The 22,372-nt window shown below is 39.4% G+C and carries 22 protein-coding genes; 6 read left to right on the top strand and 16 right to left on the bottom strand.

Annotated elements, in window-relative coordinates; all coding sequences use genetic code 11:
- Positions 1-6: 6 nt before the first annotated feature.
- A complete protein-coding gene (locus FAY30_RS07930) occupies positions 7-858 on the bottom strand; it encodes a carbohydrate ABC transporter permease (RefSeq protein WP_149872637.1) in 852 nt (283 codons plus the stop codon).
- Positions 859-1,182: 324 nt separating this feature from the next.
- Here FAY30_RS07930 and FAY30_RS28035 point away from each other — a divergent pair.
- Positions 1,183-2,750, top strand: a protein-coding gene (locus FAY30_RS28035; RefSeq protein ID WP_411675477.1) for an IS3 family transposase whose coding sequence is annotated in 2 segments (ribosomal slippage) — positions 1,183-1,816 and positions 1,816-2,750 — 1,569 coding nt in all. Because the reading frame shifts where the segments join, the coding sequence is not laid out codon by codon here.
- Positions 2,751-2,933: 183 nt separating this feature from the next.
- Here FAY30_RS28035 and FAY30_RS07920 read toward each other — a convergent pair.
- Positions 2,934-3,128 (bottom strand): IDEAL domain-containing protein, encoded by a 195-nt coding sequence (locus tag FAY30_RS07920; RefSeq protein WP_149869362.1) that lies wholly within the window; start codon positions 3,126-3,128, stop codon positions 2,934-2,936.
- 197 nt (positions 3,129-3,325) lie between these two features.
- Here FAY30_RS07920 and FAY30_RS07915 point away from each other — a divergent pair, with 197 nt between their 5' ends.
- Positions 3,326-4,171: an alpha/beta fold hydrolase gene (locus FAY30_RS07915; RefSeq protein ID WP_149869361.1), complete on the top strand. Its 846-nt coding sequence runs from the start codon at positions 3,326-3,328 to the stop codon at positions 4,169-4,171.
- Between the two features lie 59 nt (positions 4,172-4,230).
- On the opposite strand, the gene FAY30_RS07910 is transcribed toward FAY30_RS07915, so the two are convergent.
- The 10 genes from FAY30_RS07910 to FAY30_RS07865 form a co-directional block, all read right to left on the bottom strand.
- Complete coding sequence (locus FAY30_RS07910; RefSeq protein ID WP_149869360.1) at positions 4,231-4,830, bottom strand: response regulator transcription factor; 600 nt, start codon at positions 4,828-4,830, stop codon at positions 4,231-4,233.
- Complete coding sequence (locus tag FAY30_RS07905) at positions 4,827-5,963, bottom strand: sensor histidine kinase (protein WP_149869359.1); 1,137 nt, start codon at positions 5,961-5,963, stop codon at positions 4,827-4,829. The genes FAY30_RS07910 and FAY30_RS07905 overlap by 4 nt, the downstream gene beginning before the upstream one ends.
- A gap of 44 nt (positions 5,964-6,007) precedes the next feature.
- Positions 6,008-7,045, bottom strand: a complete 1,038-nt coding sequence (locus FAY30_RS07900; protein ID WP_149869358.1) for a Delta(5) desaturase DesA — start codon at positions 7,043-7,045, stop codon at positions 6,008-6,010.
- 215 nt (positions 7,046-7,260) lie between these two features.
- Positions 7,261-7,884: a YitT family protein gene (locus tag FAY30_RS07895; protein ID WP_149869357.1), complete on the bottom strand. Its 624-nt coding sequence runs from the start codon at positions 7,882-7,884 to the stop codon at positions 7,261-7,263.
- Between the two features lie 79 nt (positions 7,885-7,963).
- Positions 7,964-8,845, bottom strand: coding sequence for a GNAT family N-acetyltransferase (locus FAY30_RS07890; RefSeq protein ID WP_149869356.1), 882 nt, complete (start codon positions 8,843-8,845; stop codon positions 7,964-7,966).
- A gap of 111 nt (positions 8,846-8,956) precedes the next feature.
- The gene (gene trpB, locus FAY30_RS07885) at positions 8,957-10,123 is read right to left on the bottom strand and encodes a tryptophan synthase subunit beta (RefSeq protein WP_149869355.1); all 1,167 of its coding nucleotides are present in this window, start codon (positions 10,121-10,123) and stop codon (positions 8,957-8,959) included.
- Between the two features lie 181 nt (positions 10,124-10,304).
- The gene (locus FAY30_RS07880; RefSeq protein ID WP_149869354.1) at positions 10,305-11,498 is read right to left on the bottom strand and encodes an ABC transporter permease; all 1,194 of its coding nucleotides are present in this window, start codon (positions 11,496-11,498) and stop codon (positions 10,305-10,307) included.
- On the bottom strand, positions 11,495-12,187 hold the full coding sequence (locus FAY30_RS07875) for an ABC transporter ATP-binding protein (RefSeq protein WP_149869353.1): 693 nt from the start codon (positions 12,185-12,187) through the stop codon (positions 11,495-11,497). The genes FAY30_RS07880 and FAY30_RS07875 overlap by 4 nt, the downstream gene beginning before the upstream one ends.
- On the bottom strand, positions 12,184-13,311 hold the full coding sequence (locus FAY30_RS07870) for an efflux RND transporter periplasmic adaptor subunit (RefSeq protein WP_149869352.1): 1,128 nt from the start codon (positions 13,309-13,311) through the stop codon (positions 12,184-12,186). The genes FAY30_RS07875 and FAY30_RS07870 overlap by 4 nt, the downstream gene beginning before the upstream one ends.
- Complete coding sequence (locus FAY30_RS07865; RefSeq protein WP_149869351.1) at positions 13,311-13,982, bottom strand: YknW family membrane protein; 672 nt, start codon at positions 13,980-13,982, stop codon at positions 13,311-13,313. Before FAY30_RS07865 ends, FAY30_RS07870 begins: the two co-directional genes overlap by 1 nt.
- A gap of 270 nt (positions 13,983-14,252) precedes the next feature.
- Here FAY30_RS07865 and FAY30_RS07860 point away from each other — a divergent pair, with 270 nt between their 5' ends.
- Positions 14,253-15,584, top strand: a complete 1,332-nt coding sequence (locus tag FAY30_RS07860) for a hemolysin family protein (RefSeq protein ID WP_149869350.1) — start codon at positions 14,253-14,255, stop codon at positions 15,582-15,584.
- A gap of 55 nt (positions 15,585-15,639) precedes the next feature.
- On the opposite strand, the gene FAY30_RS07855 is transcribed toward FAY30_RS07860, so the two are convergent.
- From FAY30_RS07855 to FAY30_RS07845, 3 genes are all read right to left on the bottom strand, one after another.
- Positions 15,640-16,566 carry an aldo/keto reductase gene (locus FAY30_RS07855; RefSeq protein WP_149869349.1) on the bottom strand — a complete coding sequence of 309 codons (927 nt, stop codon included), beginning with the start codon at positions 16,564-16,566 and terminating at the stop codon, positions 15,640-15,642.
- Positions 16,567-16,665: 99 nt separating this feature from the next.
- The gene (locus FAY30_RS07850) at positions 16,666-17,193 is read right to left on the bottom strand and encodes a methylated-DNA--[protein]-cysteine S-methyltransferase (RefSeq protein ID WP_149869348.1); all 528 of its coding nucleotides are present in this window, start codon (positions 17,191-17,193) and stop codon (positions 16,666-16,668) included.
- A complete protein-coding gene (locus tag FAY30_RS07845) occupies positions 17,190-17,771 on the bottom strand; it encodes a bifunctional transcriptional activator/DNA repair enzyme AdaA (RefSeq protein WP_149869347.1) in 582 nt (193 codons plus the stop codon). Before FAY30_RS07845 ends, FAY30_RS07850 begins: the two co-directional genes overlap by 4 nt.
- 123 nt (positions 17,772-17,894) lie before the next feature.
- Here FAY30_RS07845 and FAY30_RS07840 point away from each other — a divergent pair, with 123 nt between their 5' ends.
- Positions 17,895-18,824 carry a DNA-3-methyladenine glycosylase family protein gene (locus tag FAY30_RS07840; protein ID WP_223820921.1) on the top strand — a complete coding sequence of 310 codons (930 nt, stop codon included), beginning with the start codon at positions 17,895-17,897 and terminating at the stop codon, positions 18,822-18,824.
- 238 nt (positions 18,825-19,062) lie between these two features.
- A complete protein-coding gene (locus FAY30_RS07835; RefSeq protein ID WP_149869345.1) occupies positions 19,063-19,701 on the top strand; it encodes an endonuclease III domain-containing protein in 639 nt (212 codons plus the stop codon).
- A 131-nt stretch (positions 19,702-19,832) separates the two neighbouring features.
- On the opposite strand, the gene FAY30_RS07830 is transcribed toward FAY30_RS07835, so the two are convergent.
- A complete protein-coding gene (locus FAY30_RS07830; RefSeq protein ID WP_149869344.1) occupies positions 19,833-21,260 on the bottom strand; it encodes an amidohydrolase family protein in 1,428 nt (475 codons plus the stop codon).
- 145 nt (positions 21,261-21,405) lie between these two features.
- Here FAY30_RS07830 and FAY30_RS07825 point away from each other — a divergent pair, with 145 nt between their 5' ends.
- Positions 21,406-22,350 (top strand): dimethylarginine dimethylaminohydrolase family protein, encoded by a 945-nt coding sequence (locus tag FAY30_RS07825; RefSeq protein ID WP_149869343.1) that lies wholly within the window; start codon positions 21,406-21,408, stop codon positions 22,348-22,350.
- Positions 22,351-22,372: the final 22 nt, after the last annotated feature.

Genomic DNA, 22,372 nt, shown 5'->3' with positions numbered 1-22,372 from the left:
CCTTTCTTATTGATAATGAACCCAACGCCTTGATAACCAAAATTGAATGAATGAAAATACCGCAGTAATAATGACCAGCAAGATTGCCGTAGCGGTCGCTTTCCCCATATTAAATTCTTCAAATGCTGTCTGATAGTAGAAATACAGCATCGTTCTTGTACTTCCTGCCGGCCCTCCCTGCGTCAAGACCTGAATTTGATCATAGGCCTGAAGCGCATCAATCGAGGTAATCACAACTAAAAACAATGTTGTTGGGGAGATGATCGGTACGGTAATATGTAAAAATTGACGCCACTTGCCAGCACCGTCCAATGCCGCGGCTTCATACAGGCTGACAGGAACTCTTTTCAAGGCATTCAGGTAAAAGATCATCGCCCAGCCAACACCCTTCCAAATACTAACGATTATGACTGCCGGCATAGCCCATGTGGAACTTGAGGTCCATTCAAGAGCTGGAAGATGCAGCAGATTTAACAACCAATTAGCTAAACCTACATTGGGCTCATAAATCCATGACCAAACAATAGAAACCGCGACAGTCGGCGTTACCCAGGGCGAAAAAATCAGGGCTCGATAAATCCCCATTCCCTTTCCACTTCCGCCTACGAATAACGCAAGCAAGAGCCCGCCTGAAACACAAGGTATAACCACACCCATCGAAAAAACAAGTGTATTTAGCAAGACAGAGTAAAACGCCGGGTCAGATAATAGACCGGTATAATTACTGAAGCCTACATATTCAAATTCGGGACTGACATAATCCCAATCGGTAAAACTAATGAGCAGTGACCTAACCATCGGATAAATCCAAAATATGAATAGCGGAATAATAGCCGGTAAAATAAAGAACAAAGGCATAATAGAAAATTTCCTTCCTGGTCCTTTTATAGCTAGTAATCTTTTATTCGACTTCAGTTTTGCAGCAGGTACACTCACACCACCACCTCCTAATTTCAATTTATGAATATATTTAAAATATATTAATTCAAATATTGAACACATTTTTTATCTTACCAAGGCTTTCCTTTTCTGTAAACAAGAAATTAAAAAAATTGTCATATTTTCTCCCCTGGTAAAATCCCTAAAAAAGTAAAAAAACCGCTTGGAACGCCTGATATGCTCCCAATAAAGTAGACAGATCAAATAAAAAAAAATCTGTATACTTTATTGGGGGCTTTTTCTATGGGAAAGAGTGCTTTTTCTGCACAAGAAAAGTACGAGTTAATTTTAGCGTTTAATGAAAGACAAACCTCAATTCAAGGCTTCTGTTCGCACTATAATATTTCAGATGAAGCAATGAAAGAATGGATTTATCTTTATCAAAAATATGGAATTGATGGGCTTAACAACCCTGGTAAATGGAAACGTTACTCTAAAGAGGTCAAAACAGCAGCTGTTCTGGATTACCTTTCTGGGAACGATTCTCTAATTGGGATTACACACAAATATGAAATATCCAGCACATCAGTGTTGAGACAGTGGATAAACAATTATAATAATCATAGAGATTTAAAAGAGACACAAAGGGAGAATAACTCTATGATTAAAGGTCGTTCCACTACACTTGAAGAACGTTTAGAAATTGTTAAGTATTGTCTTAAAAACGAAAAAAAATATCATAAGGCATCAGAGCTTTTCAAGGTGTCGTATCAACAGGTGTATCAATGGGTGAAGAAGTATGAGAAAGAAGGCGAAGAGGGTCTTAAAGATAAAAGAGGAAGGAGTAAATCCGAGCCAGAGTTAACTCCTGAGGAGAAGATTCAGCGTGAAATGAAACGGTTGGAGCAGGAAAATGAGCGTCTTCGGGCAGAAAATGAATTCTTAAAAAAGTTAGAGGAACTAGAAAGGAGGCGATTAAAGAAACGTCCTTAAGCCAAACTCGATTAAGTGATATATATGAAGCGATTCAAGAACTTCATAAGGAAGATAATTTTTCTATTGTGCTATTATGTAAGATTGCGAGAATTTCACGTTCAGGCTACTATAAATGGCTTTACCGATCACCGTCGGAAAATGAGGTGTTAAATGAGGAGATCCTTGAAGAGATCATACACCTATATAAAAAAGTGGATGGGATATATGGATATCGCCGTATAACGTTGAACCTGAATCGAATCTTTTCAAAGGATATCAACCATAAACGAGTGTATAGATTAATGAAAATAGCTGGAATCCAGTCAGTCATTCGACGGAAGCGTAAGAAGTATAAATCTAGCACTCCACAACACGTCGTTGAAAACGTATTAAACAGGGAATTTAATGCGGAGAAGCCAAATGAAAAATGGCTGACTGATGTGACTGAAATGAAATACGGATCTTCTCAGAAGGCTTATTTGAGTGCGATTTTGGATTTGTATGATGGCTCCATTGTAAGCTATATGATTGGGACTTCTAATAATAATCCGTTGGTTTTTAAGACCCTAGATTTAGCGTTGAAGGCCAACCCGAATGCCACCCCCCTCCTCCACAGTGACCGGGGGTATCAATACACTTCCCCAGCATTTAAAAAGAAGATTGAGAAAGCAGAAATGGTACAAAGTATGTCTAGAGTGGGACGATGCATTGATAATGGACCGATGGAGGGATTTTGGGGAACCTTAAAATGTGAGAAGTTTTATTTAAACAAATACAGTACGTTTGAGGAATTGAAAAAAGACATTGAAGAATACATACAGTTTTATAATCATGAAAGATTACAAAAAAGACTAAACGGCCTTAGCCCCTTAGAATACAGGGCTAAAGCCGCCTAATGTTGTTTATTTATTTCCACTGTCTACTTGACGGGGGGCAGTTCAGCCCAAACGGTTTTTAACTATTTTTATTCTTTCCAAACTTCTTCAAACCTCACCTTTACGCCATTCTATAACGGCCAAGAATCCCCAGTCCAATGGATTGGGGATTCTTTTAAAAAAGTAGCGTCGATTGTTTTCAAGTTACGAAATTTTCTTTAACTCTTCTGTTAGTTTCAGGAATAATTCCTTATTCCCATCCTGTAATGTTTGGTCGATTTCCTTTCGGATTTTCTCCCTCCTAAAATCAAGCAGGGCATTATTTAGAAACATCTCAGCAACTGCAGCATCTGTATACTCATCCGAATGTTGTGGTGAATTTAATAATTTCTTTTCCATGGAAATCAACTCCTTGAGCTTTTTTTTATTATACAAGAAGTTTTCTAAAAATTCAAATACTTTATTTTATTTTTTTAAAAAAATTTTAGGAAAAATTCATATACCTTTTTTACTTTATTTAAATTTTTCGTGTAAGGGTCAAAAATAAGGGTACATTAATTTCAACTCTTCATTTTTGGAATAAGGAGGAAGATTATATGGATAAGGCTGGATACACAGGCTATCAGCCGATAAATAACATTAATGTTTATTATGAATTTTATCCGCATCCGACAGCGGAAAAGACGTTTGTTTTATTACATGGATTTCTTTCTTCCACCTTCACATTTCGTCATTTAATTTCACTGTTAAAAAACGAGTACCAAGTGTTATCCGTGGATCTCCCTCCCTTTGGAAAAAGTGCAAAATGCAATCAATATGTGTACTCCTATAAAAACCTCGCTCAAACGGTGATTAAACTAACAGAATCTTTAGGATTAAGAAACATGACCTTTATCGGCCATTCCATGGGCGGGCAAATTGTCCTTAATATCCTGCACATGATGCCTGAGCTTGCCGACAAGGCTATTCTACTTTGCAGCTCAGCTTATTTAAAACGCTCCAAACTGCCATTAATTATTTCTAGCTACATTCCATACTTTCATTTATTTGTGAAATATTGGTTTGCTCGAACAGGAGTGAAGAAAAATCTCCAGGATACACTTTACAATCACTCCATTATTAATGAGGAAATGATAAATGGATATCTTCAGCCATTTTTAGAGGATGGTATTTTCGTGGCACTGACAAGAATGATTCGCGACCGAGAAGGAGACCTTCCCGTCGAGGTGCTTAAGCAAATTAAAACCCCTTGCCTTTTGATATGGGGAGATCATGATAAATCCATACCGCTTAAAGTCGGGGAGCAGCTTAACAAAGATTTAACCAACTCTGAGCTAATCGTGTTAAAAGAAACGGGACATGCATTGCCGGAAGAACGTCCCATTGAAGTATTTGAATATATCAAAAGTTACATAGGAAAATTTCAAACGACAGCCGAATAATTGTGAATTCGGCTGCCGTTAATCGTTTTTTTTCGGTGACCCCTGCCGAAAAAACAACTTCATTTAAACCATCCCTTTTCTTTTGATTGGGTAATGGCTTCAATTCGATTTTTTACTTCAAGTTTATCTAAGATCACGGAAATATAGTTCCGGACAGTTCCAGTTTTAATACTTAGCTCTTCAGCGATTTCCTTTGTGTTCATTCCATTGGCCACGAGCTCTAGCACTTCTTTTTCTCGTTCTGTTAAAGGATTTTCTTCTCCGTACACATCATCCATTAATTCCGGGGCATAAATTCGTCTGCCAGCCATTACATTCCGGATTGAACTCGCCAGCTCCTCACTCGGACTATCCTTTAATAAATAGCCGCTTACACCCGCTTTTAAAGCACGCTGGAAATATCCAGTTCTGGCAAAGGTTGTTAAAATTATTACTTTAGAGCCAAGACCCTTAAGCTCTTCAGCGGCCTCAAGGCCGCTCTTTCCGGGCATTTCAATATCCATAATACAGATATCAGGCTGTAATTTCTTAACCAAGGCTACGGCCTCTGCACCGTTTGAGGCCTTCCCAACCACTTCCATATCTTCTTCTAAATTAAGCAATGAACCAAAGGCTCCTAAAAGCATTTGCTGGTCTTCGGCAATGACGATTCTTATCATCTTCGCTCCTCCTTCTCCAACGGCTTGACATCATTCGGCACTCTAATAATCAGGGTAGTTCCTAGCTTTGTTAGTAGCTCTAGATTTCCATTAATAAATTCCAGCCGTTCTTTCATCCCAATTAATCCATGACCCTGGGTTAAAGTTTCTGTCTCACTCTTAAAAACACCATCGTCACGAATAGTCATCACGGTTTCTTTCCACGATTGTTCAATCGAAATGCAACAAGTTTTGGCTTTACTGTGTTTCACCACATTGTTTACGGCTTCCTTCAAGCACATGCTTAATATATTTTCAGTTAACAGCGAAACATTAGCCAAAGTGAAGTCTCCTTCACTGACAAAATTGATTTCTGCCGCTTTAATAATTTGCTTGACCCGGATTATTTCATCCTTTAAGCGGATGCCGCGCATTGAAGAAACCATTTTTCGCACTTCACTTAACGCCGTTCTTGCCGTCTGCTGCACATCTTTTAATTCCTGCCGCGCCTGCTCCGGATCCTTCCCAATCAATTTCCGTGCCAAATCCGTCTTCAAACCAATCAATGAAAGTTTTTGCCCAAGCGTATCATGAAGGTCTCGGGCAATTCTATTACGTTCCTCTATTTTGACTAGTTCAGAAATTCTTTTGTTAGCGTCCTCCAGCTTTTCTTCTAACTGTCCCCGCTCCTTGCGATTATGTATGCTAAATGGAAGAAGGATGACACTTATCCAAATAATGATAACAAAAGGAAGCTGTGTTAAAAATAATTTCTCATGAATGACAATATTATAGTTGATGGCCGCTGATGTACTGATTAGGTGGATAAAATACAAGGTAAAAAAAGCAATACGGTCCTTAATATTACCAATAAAATAGGCTAAGAAAAAAGCAAAATAAACATAGCTGAAAAGGCTTGACGCCGTGATGGAAATTCCAATGAGGATCAATGTCCATAGGTATACTGGCCATCCTTTTGAAATAAAGGCAATTCGGTAAAGGATAAAGAACACTATGGTGAGTAAAACCCCCACAACAATTTCGATTGTGGAGGAGGATTGAAAAATAAAGTAAAAAGGCAATATACAAAGAATGGTCCATATATACGGTGCAATACCATTGTTTTTTTGAAATGTCATATATTTCTTAATCATAAACAGGACCTCATTTGCGAAAGTATTACCGTAATAACTCTATCCTATCTAACGGTGCCTTCATTTTTTCCTAATACATTCTCTATTTTAGCTGAAATTCCTACATCTTTAAACCTAACAAACTTTTTAGCCTCTTCATCCCAGAGATGGAATTTTAACGAACTCAAGCTTGTCCCCAATGTAACGGTAGGTACATTTTGTAATGGAGGTGTATTATTATGTGCTTCCTCCAATTTATAGTTTGGCACTCTGGGGCTTAAATGGTGAACATGGTGATAGCCAATATTCCCAGTTAACCATTGCAGGACCTTCGGCAGTTTATAGAATGAGCTGCCTTCCACTGCTGCCTTGACATATTCCCAATCCTTATCTTCTTCAAAATAAGAATCCTCAAACGTATGCTGAACGTAGAAGAGCCAAATCCCTGCAGAACCTGACAATAAAAAGATTGGACCTTCTACCAACAAGAATGATTCCCAGCCAATTGCCCAGCAAAGCAACCCAATCAATGATACAAGTGAAACGTTGGTTAAATAAGTGTTGAGTCGTTCCTTTAGCCTTGCACCTTTTCTGTTAAAACGATTTTTGATAAGAAAAACATAAATGGGACCTAAAACAAACATAACAAATGGATTACGGTACAAGCGATACTGTGCACGAGCCGCAAATGACGCAGACATATATTCTTCCACTGTCAGCATCCAAATATCTCCAGTCCCACGCTTATCGAGGTTACTGCTTGTTGCGTGATGGACTGAGTGATCATGTGCCCATTGACTATAAGGAAATACCGTTAAAATTCCTGTGATTGTTCCAAGTATTTTATTCGCTTTCCGATTTTTAAAGAAGGAATGGTGGCAGCAGTCATGGAAAATGATGAACGTCCGCACCAAAAATCCTGAGGCAACTACTGCAATCGCCAAGGTTAGAAAATAAGAAATCGACAGACTTTCATAGGCAAGAAACCATAGACTAAAAAAAGGTACGATGGTATTGATCACCTGCCATATACTGGCTTTTGTATTTGAATTTTCGTAAGGTGCAACTTGCTTTCGCAAACTTTTTTGTTTTTCGTTCATCATAGTTTGACTTCCTTTCCACTTCTTAGTTATCACAAGTATAAGGAAAGAAATCAACACAAAAAAGTAATACGTGTCATATACAAACCATGATAAATGTCATCTTCAGAAATACCGGCCACATTGCAAAGCTTGAAGCAAAGGGTTCCTTTAATAAAGTACTTCGTACCTTTTTTAACAAGCACAAAATAGCAAGCTAAGAAAAAGGACACTGACCATCAATTGTGTCCCTCAATAGAAAAATCAATTGTCTTATATGCTACAATAAAGGTTGCCAGTGAATAAAAGGCTTCATGCAAACCAAAGATAAAAATCGAACTTCCAAATATAAACAAGTTAAATAGCAAGACAAATTGTCCAATTGAAAAAGGGGAACGTTGACTAAACAGGATGGCTAATACCTCTGTCCCATCCAAGCAGGCACCAAACCGAATCGTAATACCAACACCTAATCCTAAACCGATCCCTCCAAGAACAATCACTAAAATGGGGTTATCGGTTATGACTGGAAACGGTTCAAGCAAATATGTTCCTGCTGATAAAACAAGGATAGCGAAAAGGCTGAGCGAAAGAAACCTTTTTCCCAGGTATGAATAAGCAAGGATGAAAAAGGGAGTATTCAGTAGTAATAGAAACAAACCGACTTCCTGGCGGGTGATATGTGAGAGAATAATGCTAATGCCAATAATTCCCCCGTCAATTACATAATTTTTCACCAAAAATAATTGCAGGGAAACCGCGACAAGAGAAGCCCCCAAAAAAATAAAACAAATCCGCTGAAAAAAAGACGAACTTTCTGCTCTACTATTGTTTATGTAAAACCTAACCCTTGTCCAATCCATATAACTCCCCTTTTACTCAAAATACAGTCCTTAAGTATGATTAATTATATTCCATCATGCTTAAAAAATTCCATTTCGCCTATGCTTGGGATGTTAATGGGTGTTTAAATTCGGGTGGCCATATGATGTTTGTTTGGTTCTTGATAAAGAGAGGATTCCTTGTTTGGTATGGTTGTTTGACAATGGCAGCTTTTTGACTTTCAGGTTGAAAGTGGAAAACCACTCTATTAATATTTTTATTGGCGATTTTATTTACAATTTCATCAATATTCACTTTCTCACTAAAAACTACATCATAAAGGTGTAAGATATTTTCTTCTATTTGAAAGATTACTAGTGCCTTTTCCTCTTCAAGATAATAGAGGTCATGACTGAATACCATCAAACAATAAAACATTAGGAGTTCTTCACTGCTTACTGTTCCAAAGGTTTTCGAACCTGAGACCCTGTCTGCCGCTAACGAATAAATAAATGCTAAATCCTCAGCACAGCTGCCGTCTAATTTTTTTACTGTCGGACGATTTTCGAGGTGGTTGTGACTATAATCCAGTAAAAACTGTACTTCCTCTATCCTCTGAAAGCCAAATTTCGGATAAAAATCCAACACCGTTTGATTCGCAAACAAATAAATAAGGTCAACATGCTTATAATCCTCTAGAACCATTCCCATCAGCCGTCTCGAAAGTCCTTTATTCCGGTAATCTGGATGTGTCATGACCGTTCCGATTTGAACCGCATGTTTCATCTCACCATTGATAAATAAATTTATGAGATTAACGGATACATTCGCTACCACCGTATTATGCTCAATATAAGAATATGGTTGATACTTTTCTGTCCAATATCCGTGTCGGTACCAGGTTTCAAACTCGATGCCAAACGTGTTTTTTGCTAATTGATTAAAACTATTTCTTAATAATTCATGATCTTTGTATCCCTTTACAAAAATTAATTCTTCCATATGCCTTAACTCCTCAAAAAATTGACTTTCCCATGTGGTTTGCTATACCGATAGGCAGCAGGTTAACAGAAATAGAGCGAAAGATGGTTCCCTCGCCCTTTCCCTTTTCGATTAACTTTTTAACATATGAAAAACCTGCTCGACATCTTTATCGCCGCGGCCTGAAAGATTTACAATCAGTACATCGTCAGCAGCCAATTCTTTTGCCAGCTTCATAGCGCAGGCAACCGCATGAGAGCTTTCCAATGCCGGAATGATGCCTTCCGTTTTACTCAGTAATTGAAATGCTTCTAGTGCCTCTTGTCCACTGACAGTCACATATTCAGCCCTGCCGCTTGTTTTCAAATAACTATGTTCTGGACCGACACCAGGATAATCTAAGCCGGCGGCAATGGAGTACGTTGGTCTAGGCTCTCCCTTTTCATCAAGCAGTGTCAAACATTTAAATCCATGAATGACAGCTGGGACACCTTCTGTTAAAGTTGGTGCTTCTGCTGGTTCTGCTCCGATTAAGCGAACATTGGGTTCATCAATATAGTGAGCAAATGCGCCAATCGCATTGCTGCCGCCTCCTGCACAGGCTATAACAGCAGTTGGCAGTTTTCCTTCTTTTATAAGAATCTGCCGTTTAGATTCCTCACTAATAATTGCCTGAAAATGTTTAACCATTGTTGGATATGGATGAGGACCGACCGCAGATCCTAGTAAATAAAAAGTATTTTTATAGTTTTGAACCAGATCCCCCAATGCTTCATCCACAGCATCCTTTAAACGCCCCTGGCCTTTTTCAACCGGAACAACCTTGGCCCCTAATAATTCCATGCGAAAAACGTTTAGAGCCTGTCGCTCAGTATCTAATTTGCCCATATAAATGATACATTCCATTCCAAACATGGCACAAGCGGTTGCCGTCGCCACACCGTGCTGACCAGCCCCTGTTTCTGCGATAATCCGCTTTGCCCCCATTCGTTTGGCTAATAAAATTTGCCCGATTGCATTATTAATTTTGTGTGCACCAGTATGGTTTAAATCTTCACGTTTTAAATAGATTTTTGCCCCGCCAATCTGCTTTGTTAAATTTTCAGCAAATGTTAACGGGTTTTCTCTACCGATATATTCTCTAAGATAATAGTTTAATTCCTCAATAAACTCTGGGTCGTCCTTATACTTTAAAAATTGTTCCTCGAGTTCATTCATCACTTGCTGCAAGTCATCCGGAATAAAACTGCCGCCAAACTCTCCAAAATAACCTTTGCTTTCTACACTCACTTTTTCCATCCTCGACTCGTCTCCTTCTAAGCTCTTATTTTGGCCAGGTGAACCCATAACAGTTAACTGAATATTTCACAAATTATCTTATCATAACGTTCTTCTTCTGCCAACTTTTCAATCATTAACTTATACTAAAAAAATGAGGCACCAATTTGTGTGTGTCTCGCCATAAAATAATATTTACTGACTATTCATACCGAAGTGATTCAATCGGATCAAGCTTGGCAGCCTTATTGGCCGGCAATAGGCCAAACAAGACACCAATAACCATAGAAAATAAAACCCCGCCTAACACCACTTGCCATGATACCAAAGATGGCCACCCGGCAAAGAAGCTTACAACCGTTGCTGTTCCCCAACCAAGAAAAATTCCCAATACACCTCCTATTAAGGTTAACGTCATGGATTCGATAAGGAATTGCGTTAAGACCTGCCCCCGCGTTGCCCCAAGTGCCATACGGATTCCTATCTCCCTTGTTCTTTCAGTTACTGATACAAGCATGATGTTCATAACCCCAATGCCTCCGACAAATAAGGAAATTCCTGCAATGCTCCCGATGATTAAGGTCATAATTTTAGTAATCTGTCCAATTCCTTGAGCAATTTCTTCCATATTAATGACCTGATAGGATTTTTCAGTATTATGCCTATTATTTAAAAGACTTGCTGCTTTTTTACCTGCCGCCTGCAGTTTTTCAGCAGAAGCCGCTTGAAGCGTTACCTGGGTAAAATCGCTGCTGCCGTAAATATTTTTCCAGGTTTGAAATGGAAGATAAACCTCCATTGAACCAAATGAAAGGAGGCCTGTCGGCTTTTCTAAGACACCGATAATTTCAATTGGCTGGCTGGCGACTACTATCACTTTCCCTACAGGATTTTCCTTTTTAAACAATTCTTCCTTCAACTTATCGCTGATGAGACCCGTTCGTCTGCCGCCAAGAAAATCAGCAGAAGAGAAACTTCTTCCCTTTGCTATCTTCCATTCATTTAATTGTAAATAGGCCTGATTAATACCAGTTGTCGATACGTCTGCTGTATTTTTTTGAAATCTGGCAGCAGATAATTTGGTACTGGAGGCGACAACCCGTTTGATCTCCGGGATTTGTTCAAGGGCTCGAATATCCTCTTGCTTAAATGGCGCCTGCATGAAAACGTTCGGATTTGCCCGCATTTCCTCATCAGAAGGCTGATAAAACATTTCAATCGTATTCCCGGGTCCGGTAATCTGCGATTTCAGCATCGCTTCTCCCCCTTGACCGATGGCCACTACTATTATGACAGCACCAACCCCAATAATAATCCCAAGCATTGTCAGGATACTCCGCATCTTATGCGCCTTAAGAGAACTTAAAGCCATGGTTAGGTTTTCCATAAAACTCATCTCAATCGCCCCCGATTCTTCTCAGCAGGGGCCTGAATCATCCCGTCGCGCACCATAATCGTCCGATTGGCATATTCCGCCACTTCTGGTTCATGGGTAACAACAATAACGGTTACACCCTCGACATTTAGCTCGCGAAATTGCTCCATAATATCCATGCTGGTTTTCGTGTCAAGTGCCCCGGTTGGTTCATCTGCAAGAATAAGCTTAGGTTTATTCACAATCGATCTGGCAATTGCCACTCGCTGTTTTTGTCCGCCAGATAAGGCATTGGGAAGATGATCCATCCGATCTGACAATCCTACTTTCACTAATGCCTCTTCTGCCCGTGCCTGGCGCTCCTTTTTCCCTATTCCGGCATAAATCATCGGAAGTTCAACATTCTTTAATGCCGATAAACGCGGCAGCAAATGGAATTGTTGAAAGACAAAGCCAATAGACTGATTTCTGACACGGGCCAATTCTTTGTCATTATAATGCGAGACATTTTCCCCGCCCAGAAAGTAGTTACCTTCAGTTGGTTTATCCAAACAGCCAATAATATTCATCAATGTCGATTTACCAGAACCTGATGGGCCCATAATGGCTGCAAACTCACCATTCTTAATCTCAAGACTAATCCCATTTAATACAGGAACACTTTCCTTTCCAAGCAAAAATGATTTTGTGATGGATTCGAGCTGGATCATTTGACTGTCACTTCCAACCCGTTCTTAAGATTATCGGGCCCACCAACAATGACCTTGTCTCCCTTTGTTACCCCTTCAAGTATTTCAATCTTCTCTCCGGAGGTAATACCCGTCTCCACCTTTTGCTTAGTGGCTTTTCCTTCCTTTACGATAAAGACATAAGGCTGATCCCCATCATCATGCACTGCATCAATTGGCAAAACCATGGCAGACCTTTTTTCTGTTTCAATCTCCATAATGACTTGGAAGCCAGGCTTTAAGGCCTTGGTGTCGCCTGAAATTTTCACTATAACTGGATACTGGACAGCTTGGCTGCCATTTTGCATTCCTGCCTGACTTTGCTGTGGGAGAAGGGCAATCTTTGTGATTTCTCCCTGCCATTCCTGACCTGGCACTGCATCAGACTTCAACATGACCTTTTGGCCGCTGTTCACTTTTAATGTGTCATATTCAGATAATAGGCCTGCAGCTGTCAACCCTTCCAGCTTCCCAATATGTATGATAGGTTCAGTCATCGTTCCTTCCAATGTCGAAGCGTCGGGTTTTTTTGCTGATAATACGATACCGTCTATGTTACTCTGAATCTTTAAGTCGGCTTGGCGCTTGCTAATCATATTTTTTTGAAGTGAAGTTTGCTTCAAATCCAAATTGGCTAATTTCTTTTCCATTTCAAGCTGCTCCAGCTCCGGTGCAAGCTGTTTCTTTGCTTCCTCTTTTCCCACTTGGTCTGACAAGGTCTTTTCCTTCTCTTTTAACTGCTTTATTTTCTTATCCATTTGATTAAGCTTCAAATTAGCCGATTCAATGGCCAGTTTGTTTTGCTCAATTTCTAAATCTAGCTGAGGATTTTGCAATGTTGCCACGACTGTTCCCTTCTTAACCTCCTGCCCTTCTTCGACGAGAAGCTCCTTCAGCTCTCCTTTGTCTGGTGTGGCATAGACCATTTGTTCTTCTTGAAGCTTTACTGTACCTGGAATCATTAGCTGCGAAGAAATTTCTTGTTCGCTAATTCCAGCTGTTTTCACAGAAGGTCCTTTTGCCAAAACTTGCCGGTAAACACTGACCGCTATCATGATGACAACTAGACTGATTACACCAATTGTAATCCACGTTTTCTTTTTCATTATAGCTTCGGCGCTCCTTGAAACAGAGTCCCAATCAATCCAAAGCCAATCTGAATTAAGAAGAAGACAATGGCAATTGTCCAGGCGAGGCCTTTAGAAAATCCTGCTGTTTTATGGAGTCCTAAAGCTGTTAATATTACTCCCCAAATTCCAAATACTTCAATTGACCCTAAGACACCCGCTTTTTCAGAATCTAACAAACCAGCTAGACTAGTAATATAGATTTCCGGATTGCCGCCAATTCCAAACCTTATAGCCATGTTTAATAAGACTCCAATTGCTCCAATTATCATAATGTAGGTATTCATTGAAAATAACTGTTTAAAGGTAACCGCTGCATTTGCTATTTTGGCGATAATTAACTGAATCACACTACTAATAAGCACACCGAAAATTGGAATAAATAATCCCATCACTGCCATCATTATTTTCGTGAATCCTAAAATAAGATTTACTTGATCTTCCGGAATTCCTTGCCCAATTAATGTTTCCACATCCATGGAGAGAGCCATTAGCGTTGTACCGACTGTGTAGATGAGTGTAATAATAATCAAAGGGACCCAAATTTTAGGATTTTGCTTAATCCTTTCAAACTGTTGTCCCGGGCTTGTAAACATCCCTAGTAAACTCGGATTCTCTTTCTTCACAATCATGTCTTTTTCCAATTCCATTTTCAACACCCCTATTTCCACATATGTAAAATATTCCTATTAAGTATACGACAAACTAGAGCGAAAGTTTCACTTTTTTGGAAATTGGTGCATAACACCAATCTGGAATTCACACATAAACATGAACCATAGTTCACCTTTGTATTGACAAAATGGTTGGTTTTATGCAATAATTGAACTATAGTTCATATTCAAATAAATCAACTTTATAGATTAATAATAATTTTAACGACTGGAGGTGTAGGCCTTACAAAATTTAAGGCCAGCCATTTGGACATAGTTAACCTGATCATCATTGCCATCTTCATTGCATTGACTGCGTTTTTTGTAGCGGTAGAATTTGCAATTGTGAAAGTAAGAGGCACACGTATTGATCAACTGATAAAGGAAGGAAAAAGCGGAGCAACAGCAGCTAAACACGTGGTAACAAACCTGGATGAATATTTATCCGCCTGTCAGCTTGGAATTACCGTTACCGCACTAGGGATAGGCTGGTTGGGAGAGCCAACTGTTTCAAAATTATTGGAGCCATTATTTAATTTGGTTCATTTAAATGGTTCCTTCTCGCATATATTATCCATCATCATTTCCTTTGCACTTGTTACCTTCATTAATGTGGTAGTCGGCGAATTAGCTCCCAAATCGTTTGCCATTCAAAAGGCTGAAAAGATTACGCTTGCTTTTGCCAAACCGATGATCTTATTTTACAAATTGTTTTATCCCTTCATCTGGCTGCTTAATACCTCTGCCAGAAAAATCACGGGACTATTCGGGCTTAAGCCTGCCTCTGAAAATGAATCGGCTCATTCAGAAGAAGAACTAAGGATTATACTGTCTGAAAGTTATCAAAGCGGGGAAATCAATGAATCCGAATTAACCTATGTGAATAACGTGTTTGATTTTAACAATCGTACAGCCAAAGAAATTATGGTCCCTAGGACTGAAATGGTAAGTATCTCTGTCGATGCTCAGCCGGAAGTTATCCTTTCATTAATGAAGCAACAAAAATATACTCGCTATCCTGTCATTAACGGCGATAAAGATAACATTATTGGGATTATCAATCTCAAAGATATTTTAATGACCAAAATATCACATGACATTGTAAATAAGCAATCGATTACGGCTTTCATCAAACCGGTCATAAGTGTGATTGAAACCATTCCCATACAAAGTTTACTATTGAAAATGCAAAAAGAAAGAACACATATGGCAATCCTTTTGGATGAGTTTGGAGGTACCTCTGGTCTCGTTACAGTAGAAGATATCCTTGAGGAGATTGTTGGTGATATCCGCGATGAATTTGACGCAGATGAAATTCCCGAGGTCCGTAAACTAAACGACGAGCACTTTATTGTGAATGGTAAGGTTTTAATTGAAACGATCAACGACCTTTTAGGCACATCGATTTCAAATAAGGATTTGGACACCATTGGCGGCTGGTTTTTGTCAAAAAAATTCGATGCTAAACAAGGCGATGGCATTGAATTGGATGGTTATTCCTTTAGAATTAAAGAAATGGAAGAACATCATATAGAATATATGGAAATTCAAAAGCTGGCTGAGCTGGGGTACACGATCCCTAAAACATCTGTTTCTTAATATTAAAATGGCGTGAGAATCTTCTTATTGGAAGATGATTCTCACGCCTTATTTTTTAAGGTACGATATTCCCTGCAGCCTTGTAAATTTCATACCATTCTTCTCTTGTCAATCTGATTTCTGCGCCTTTACATGCGTCCTTCATTCGCTCTGTATTGGTAGTTCCAAGGACAACCTGAATATTAGCCGGATGGCGGGTGATCCACGCTGTAGCTATACCCGTATTCGTAACGCCATATTTTCCGGCAATATTGTCTACCACTTTGTTCAGTTCTGGAAACCGTTCTAAATCGCCTAAAAACGATCCTTCAAAGAAGCCATGTTGGTATGGGGACCATGCTTGCATCGTAATATCATGCAGACGGCAATATTCTAATATGCTGCTGTCACGGTTAATGGCTTGGTCAGTTTTCATGTTGAGCGCGATACCTGAGTCAATCATTGGAGTGTGCGCAATGCTAAATTGAAGTTGATTGACCACCAGTTTATATGGAATGTATTTCTGCAGCAGCTCAATCTGTGCAGGGTTATGGTTTGATACGCCAAAATACTTTACCTTACCACTCGTTTGAAGCTCTTCAAACGCCTCTGCTACTTCAGCTGGTTCCATCAATGGATCCGGGCGGTGAAGCAGCAGAATATCAATATACTCGGTTTTCAACCGTTTTAAAATACCATTAACAGACTCTAAGATATGCTCTTTCGAAAAATCAAAATAACCTTCCGATGAGATAATCCCGCATTTACTTTGCAAGATCATTTTTTCGCGGATAGCAGGGTTCATTTGTATCGCATCTGCAAAGATTTCCTCACACTTTCCTTTTCCATAGATGTCTGCATGGTCAAAGAAATTAATCCCCTCTTCCATCGCTGTCCGGATTAATTTTTCAGCCTCTGGTAAAGAAAGCTGGGTTAAACGCATATTGCCCATAATCATGTTGGAAACATTTAAATCTGTGTTGGCAATGTTTATGTATTTCATTAAGGTCCCTCCTCTTATTGTAATCAATATCATTATACTATTGATGGCCGAAACATTAGAAATAATAATATCTTTATCAAAAAACAATCGATGTAATAATCAGTGGATTGTTTCCCGCTCTAATTCCAGAAGTTGTGTTTTCATCTCTAAACCGCCACGGTAACCGGTCAACGAGCCGTTTTTTCCGACAACACGGTGACATGGCACTGTAATTAAAACTGGATTAGCACCGATGGCCGCTCCTACTGCACGAACAGCGGCAGGTTTATTAATATGGTTTGCAATGTCTGAATAGGTTTTTGTCTCTCCAAACGGAATCTCACAAAGCGCGTTCCAAACCGAAACTTGAAACTCTGTCCCATGATAATCAAACGGGACGGAGAAATTCTTTCGTTCCCCCTCAAAATATTCTATTAATTCGGCTGCATAAGGCTCCAGCTTCTCCCTATCTTCCACTAGCGGACTGCCAGGAAACCGCTTTTCTGCCCAATCAGAAAATTCTTCGAATGGCTTGTTCTGTGACCCAACATAGCAAAGCCCTTTCTCTGTCGCTGCAATATATAAATTCCAATTTTTAATATTCAATAATGACCAATAAATAGGGGCCTTCCAATTTTGTACTTTCATTTTGTTCCCTCCGATTCATGTAATTGACGGAAATAGGCGGGTGTAGTATCTGCCATCTTTTTAAATAATGTAATAAAATAAGGAGTATTGGGTATACCTACTGCCTTCGCTATATCCGCAATTGCCCGGTCCGACTGAAGTAAAAACTTTTTGGCCATATTTATTCTAACCTGCTGAATATATTCAACAGGCGTATTACCGGTAATCTTTTTAAATGTCCGATGCAAATGATACGGGCTACCATGGCTCATTTCGGCCAGGGTATCAAGAGTTAGCTTTTCAGGATAATTCTTATCAATGTATTCTGTAATGAGTGCAACCCAATCGTTATCAGGTAATCGCTCATTTGTGGGTTTGCATCGTTTACATGGACGGAAATGGGCCAACAGTGCCTCTTCAGCGTTTTGAAAGATCAAGACATTTTCCTTTTTAGGAATGCGTGATTTACATGACGGCTTACAGAAAATCCCCGTGGTCTTAACAGCATAGAAAAATTGATTATTGTATGATACATCATTGCCAATAATGGCCTTCCACTTTTCATCTGTTATGATTTCGCTTGAATCCTCTTGAATCATTTTGACCACCTCTTCTATAATTATAGCTCCAGATCAAACTGAATGTACTATTTCCAGATAAAAAAGCAAGATAGTGAAATTACTTTTTGTGATAATGATAGAAAAAGATGTGGAGGTTTTATTGTGGCTGATAGGCAAAATAGTTGGCAAGAAGTCAATGGAGATATCATCATAGACTTGCCAAGAGATTTTAATATAAAGGCAAATCTTGGCTATTTAGAACGTAACAAGAATGAATGTATGTTTGAAGTCGAAAACGAAATTATCACGAGGGTGATTCCCGTTGCAGGAACACGTTCGTTAGTACAAATACACGTAAATGTCCGGAATCAGATGATTGTCCAGTTCTTAAAAGACTCTAGACCTCTTCAACAGTCGGGGCTGGCTGAAGTTGTTCAGTTCATTCGCGAATGGTTTGACCTTGATCGTGAATTGACGCCATTTTATGAAATGGCCAAAGCAGACTCGCTGCTTATGGGGCCAGTCCAACAATTCTACGGATTACGTGTAATCGGCGTTCCAGATTTATTTGAGGCCCTTTGCTGGGGAGTCTTAGGGCAGCAGATCAACTTAGCATTCGCCTACACGTTAAAGAGACAATTTGTTGAAAAATTTGGCGATTCAATCGAGGGGAATGGCAAGAATTATTGGGTATTTCCTTCCTATGAACAAATTGCAAAATTAACACCTGTAGATCTGGCAGATATTAAAATGACTTTGAAAAAAAGCGAATATATTATTGGCATTGCCCAATTGATGGCCAGCGAGGAATTATCGAAGGAAAAATTATTAAGATTGGACAGCCTTAAAGAAGCCGAAAAGAGTTTAGTTAAGATCCGAGGGATAGGTCCATGGACATCGAATTATGTATTAATGCGCTGCTTGCACTTTACCTCAGCATATCCGATGGATGATGTCGGACTGCATAATGCCATTAAATATTTAACCGGTTCAGAGAAAAAGCCCGGGAAGGATGAACTCTTAGGGTACTCATCAAGATGGGAGAATTGGCAAGCCTATGCCACGTTTTACTTATGGCGAGTTCTTTACTAAAAATGCGAAACTTATAATTTACTGTCGGGAAGGGCAGCAATACTATTGGATAGGGTAAATTTACTGTCGGGAAGGGCAGCAATACTATCGGATAGGGTAAATTTACTGTCGGATAAGATGAGTTTACTGTCGGATAAGATAGATTTACTGTCGGAAAGGTGTTTTACAAAAGTTTTCGGCTACACTCTTTCCTACTATATGAAGTGGAAATAGGATTAGAAAGCGATTAGGTGAATAAATGAAGCACGATTATCAATTAATTTACAATAAACTATACACACACTACGGTCCTCAAGGATGGTGGCCAGCTGAGACACCGTTTGAAATGATGATAGGATCTATCCTCGTGCAAAATACGAGCTGGCATAATGTTGACAAGGCCCTAGACAATCTGAGACCTTTTTTAGATCCTGAAGCAATAGACAATTTACCTCTCGATGAGCTTGCTCAGATCATCAGGCCAAGCGGCTTTTTCAATATAAAGGCAAAGCGGATCAAGTCATTTATGGAATGGTTTAAAACATATGAATATGAAATCGATTTGATAAAAACAATAGACAGACATCAACTGCGCACCGAACTTTTAAACATAAAAGGCATCGGCCCCGAAACGGCTGATGTTATCTTACTTTACGCATTTGATACTCCGATTTTTGTCGTGGACGCCTACGCAAGGCGGATATTTTACCGCTTGGGCTATGATATGCCAGAATTATATGATGGCTTTAGAAATCAAATTGAAAAAGAGCTGCCTAAAGACTTGGTGCTATTTAATGAATATCACGCCCTTCTCGTTGTACACGCGAAGGAGCATTGCAAGGCATCACCCATTTGTGATGGGTGTCCATTAATGAATATGTGTAAAAAAAGATTTTAAAATAACCACAATCCCTTCTGAAAGGCAGGCAGCCGATCCAGAAAAAATATGACTTTGAATGATAAAAAGACCAGAATCAAATGTGATCCTGATCTTTTGCCACACTCAATAAAAAGTGCTGTGAATATCTTTTATAAAAGTCCCTCCTCCATCATCCGTAACATTTCACTATCGGCTTGGAGAATATCTTTTTTAGCCCGTAAACTGACTTCTTTAGCTGCCTGCTGCGCATCTAAAATTGCACTTCTCGTATCAATCGTTGTTATTTGTCGGTTTTCCATGATAATTTTTCCGTCAATAATACTCGTTTCAACTTCATGACCTCTAGCTGAATAAACAAGATTGGGTATAATATTTCGAATTGGATCAATGAAAAGAGGTGAAAGCGTTGGTTCCAGCAAGTTAATCATTATGACATCTGCTTTCTTTCCTTTTTTTAATGACCCCACTTCATGGTCAATCCCCATTACTTTCGCTGCATCAATTGTGGCTAACCGAAGCGATAGCGCTGCCGGAAAGACTGTTGGATTTGATCGCTTAACTTTATTTAAAATGGCAGCAAATTTCATTTCATTAAACATATTATTGCAATTGTTTCCAGGCGCTTGGTCGGAGCCTAATCCGGCAATACCCCCACTTTCAATAAATTTTAAAACTGGCGGGACTAATCCATCTATTATACCGATGCTGCCGGAGCAATAAACCATTCCTGCACCGCTCTTTGCGATGGCCTCTGTTTCTTCATCCGTTGCCTCTGTTAAATGAACCGCAATTAAGCGTTCATTTAAGTAGCCCAACTCTTCTAAAAATGCTACACTTCGTTTTCCGTATCTTTTCACCATTTGATCGATTTCTCGATCCCCCTGTGCAACGTGCATATGCAGTTTAGTATCATATTTTTCCGCTAAAGCTTTCATTTCTTTCAGCAGACCTACACTTAATAAATCTGGACCATGCGGGCCAAGGATACAAGTGATTCTACCTCCTGCACTTTCATGGTATTTTTCAATAAGGGAAAGATTATTCGCCAGTTTCTTTTCACCTATTTCAGCGTAAAAAGGATACAGCTCACCAACAGGAACATCTCCAATATTGTCAGGAATCTCATTAACAAGTTCGGCGACCCTCGCACGGGCCCCTATCTTTATAAAGTTCTCAACTATATCAATCATCGAGCGATCATAATCACAAAATGTGGTTGTACCTGCTTGAATCCCTTCAATAATATTTACCATCGAGCCCTTTTTACTATCATCTGTTGTCACATGCTTCATAAATGGCCAAAGTCCTTTTTGCATCCAATGAGGTATATCTTGGGCAATTCCACGAAGCAGGGCCAGACCGGTATGGATATGAGCATCGATTAATCCTGGCATGACCAACTTATCTTTTGCGTCAATTTCTCTTTCCGCCGTATAATTGCGGGTTATTTCAAATGTCGAGCCGACTGCCTCAATGGTATTTCCCTTAATTGCAATAGCACCGTCCTCTATTATACCGACCCCTTTCCCTTCCATTGTCATAACAAGTCCATTCTTAATAATTAAATTAACTTTCATTCCAGCAACCCCTCCCTTGAAGCTATTTCCAAATTTTGATTGTCAACTACCTAAATAAAAAATATTTTTCGTAGAATAACATTTTCACTCTTTTTAATTTTTAGAATTTTATGCTAATATATTTATAATACAAGGAGGTGGGTCAATGAGTCTAGTAAAAATACAAGGTGAACGATGGTTTCCATTAGAAAATTCCTTTCAATCAGAAATGCCGTCCCTCTGGGGAAATTGGTATTGTGACTCAGAAATAGGAAAATTACATGCTGTTCTTTTAAGAAGGCCTGGAAAAGAAATTGAAACTGTAACGCAAACAAATTTCTCTCAATTCCGTTGGAAAGCTCCTATGAATGTGGAAAAAGCAAGAGCTGAGCATGACAAGTTAGCTGATGTCTATCGATCTCATGGTGTGAATGTTCATTATGTCGAAGGAGTACACGCAGACCGTCCCAACTCTCTGTTTATGAGAGATCAAGTGTTTATGACACCAGAAGGGGCGATCGTTTGTCGTTTAGGTATTTCGGCACGCCGCGGTGAAGAACGATTTGCAGCCAAAGCTTTAGGGGAACTCGGTGTTCCAATTATCAAAACTATCAACGGAGAAGGTATTTTTGATGGTGCTTGTGGAATGTGGATCGACCGGGAAACGGTTCTAATTGGTACTGGTTCAAGGGCAAATAAGAGCGGTGCTGCACAAGTGGAAGCGGAATTGCGCAACCTTGGTGTCAAGTACATAGTCCCGTTTGAAATTCCATATGGACATGCCCACTTAGATGGCTTGATCAATATTGCAGACCGCAAAATTGCAGCACTTTTCCCTTGGCAGGTTCCTTATGATGTGGTCAAAGTTCTTCTGGAGAGAGATTTTACTATTATCGAAGCAACTAACACGGATGAAATTAAGACAAACGCTTGTGTCAACTTTGTCGCATTAGAGCCTGGTAAGGTTGTGATGCCTGCAAATTGCCCGGAAATGAGAGCAAAATTGGAGGATGCCGGAGTTACTGTAATTGAAGTGGATGTGACAGAAATTCTAAAAGGTTGGGGAGCCATTCATTGCATGACAGCCTTTTTGAATCGGGACCCAGTCTAAATTACTAAAAAACTAGGAGGGT

This window comes from Bacillus sp. S3 (genome assembly GCF_005154805.1).
Lineage (GTDB): Bacteria > Bacillota > Bacilli > Bacillales > Cytobacillaceae > Neobacillus.
Note: the sequence above shows the minus strand (reverse complement) of the source record. Positions and strands in the feature narration are given on the sequence as shown.

Coding starts and splice junctions, on each gene's coding strand:
- FAY30_RS07930 (WP_149872637.1), bottom strand. CDS start 858: ATGCCTTTGTTCTTTATTTTACCGGCTATTATTCCGCTATTCATATTT.
- FAY30_RS07920 (WP_149869362.1), bottom strand. CDS start 3,128: ATGGAAAAGAAATTATTAAATTCACCACAACATTCGGATGAGTATACA.
- FAY30_RS07915 (WP_149869361.1), top strand. CDS start 3,326: ATGGATAAGGCTGGATACACAGGCTATCAGCCGATAAATAACATTAAT.
- FAY30_RS07910 (WP_149869360.1), bottom strand. CDS start 4,830: ATGATAAGAATCGTCATTGCCGAAGACCAGCAAATGCTTTTAGGAGCC.
- FAY30_RS07905 (WP_149869359.1), bottom strand. CDS start 5,963: ATGATTAAGAAATATATGACATTTCAAAAAAACAATGGTATTGCACCG.
- FAY30_RS07900 (WP_149869358.1), bottom strand. CDS start 7,045: ATGATGAACGAAAAACAAAAAAGTTTGCGAAAGCAAGTTGCACCTTAC.
- FAY30_RS07895 (WP_149869357.1), bottom strand. CDS start 7,884: ATGGATTGGACAAGGGTTAGGTTTTACATAAACAATAGTAGAGCAGAA.
- FAY30_RS07890 (WP_149869356.1), bottom strand. CDS start 8,845: ATGGAAGAATTAATTTTTGTAAAGGGATACAAAGATCATGAATTATTA.
- trpB (WP_149869355.1), bottom strand. CDS start 10,123: ATGGAAAAAGTGAGTGTAGAAAGCAAAGGTTATTTTGGAGAGTTTGGC.
- FAY30_RS07880 (WP_149869354.1), bottom strand. CDS start 11,498: ATGAGTTTTATGGAAAACCTAACCATGGCTTTAAGTTCTCTTAAGGCG.
- FAY30_RS07875 (WP_149869353.1), bottom strand. CDS start 12,187: ATGATCCAGCTCGAATCCATCACAAAATCATTTTTGCTTGGAAAGGAA.
- FAY30_RS07870 (WP_149869352.1), bottom strand. CDS start 13,311: ATGAAAAAGAAAACGTGGATTACAATTGGTGTAATCAGTCTAGTTGTC.
- FAY30_RS07865 (WP_149869351.1), bottom strand. CDS start 13,982: ATGGAATTGGAAAAAGACATGATTGTGAAGAAAGAGAATCCGAGTTTA.
- FAY30_RS07855 (WP_149869349.1), bottom strand. CDS start 16,566: ATGAAATACATAAACATTGCCAACACAGATTTAAATGTTTCCAACATG.
- FAY30_RS07850 (WP_149869348.1), bottom strand. CDS start 17,193: ATGAAAGTACAAAATTGGAAGGCCCCTATTTATTGGTCATTATTGAAT.
- FAY30_RS07845 (WP_149869347.1), bottom strand. CDS start 17,771: ATGATTCAAGAGGATTCAAGCGAAATCATAACAGATGAAAAGTGGAAG.
- FAY30_RS07835 (WP_149869345.1), top strand. CDS start 19,063: ATGAAGCACGATTATCAATTAATTTACAATAAACTATACACACACTAC.
- FAY30_RS07830 (WP_149869344.1), bottom strand. CDS start 21,260: ATGAAAGTTAATTTAATTATTAAGAATGGACTTGTTATGACAATGGAA.
- FAY30_RS07825 (WP_149869343.1), top strand. CDS start 21,406: ATGAGTCTAGTAAAAATACAAGGTGAACGATGGTTTCCATTAGAAAAT.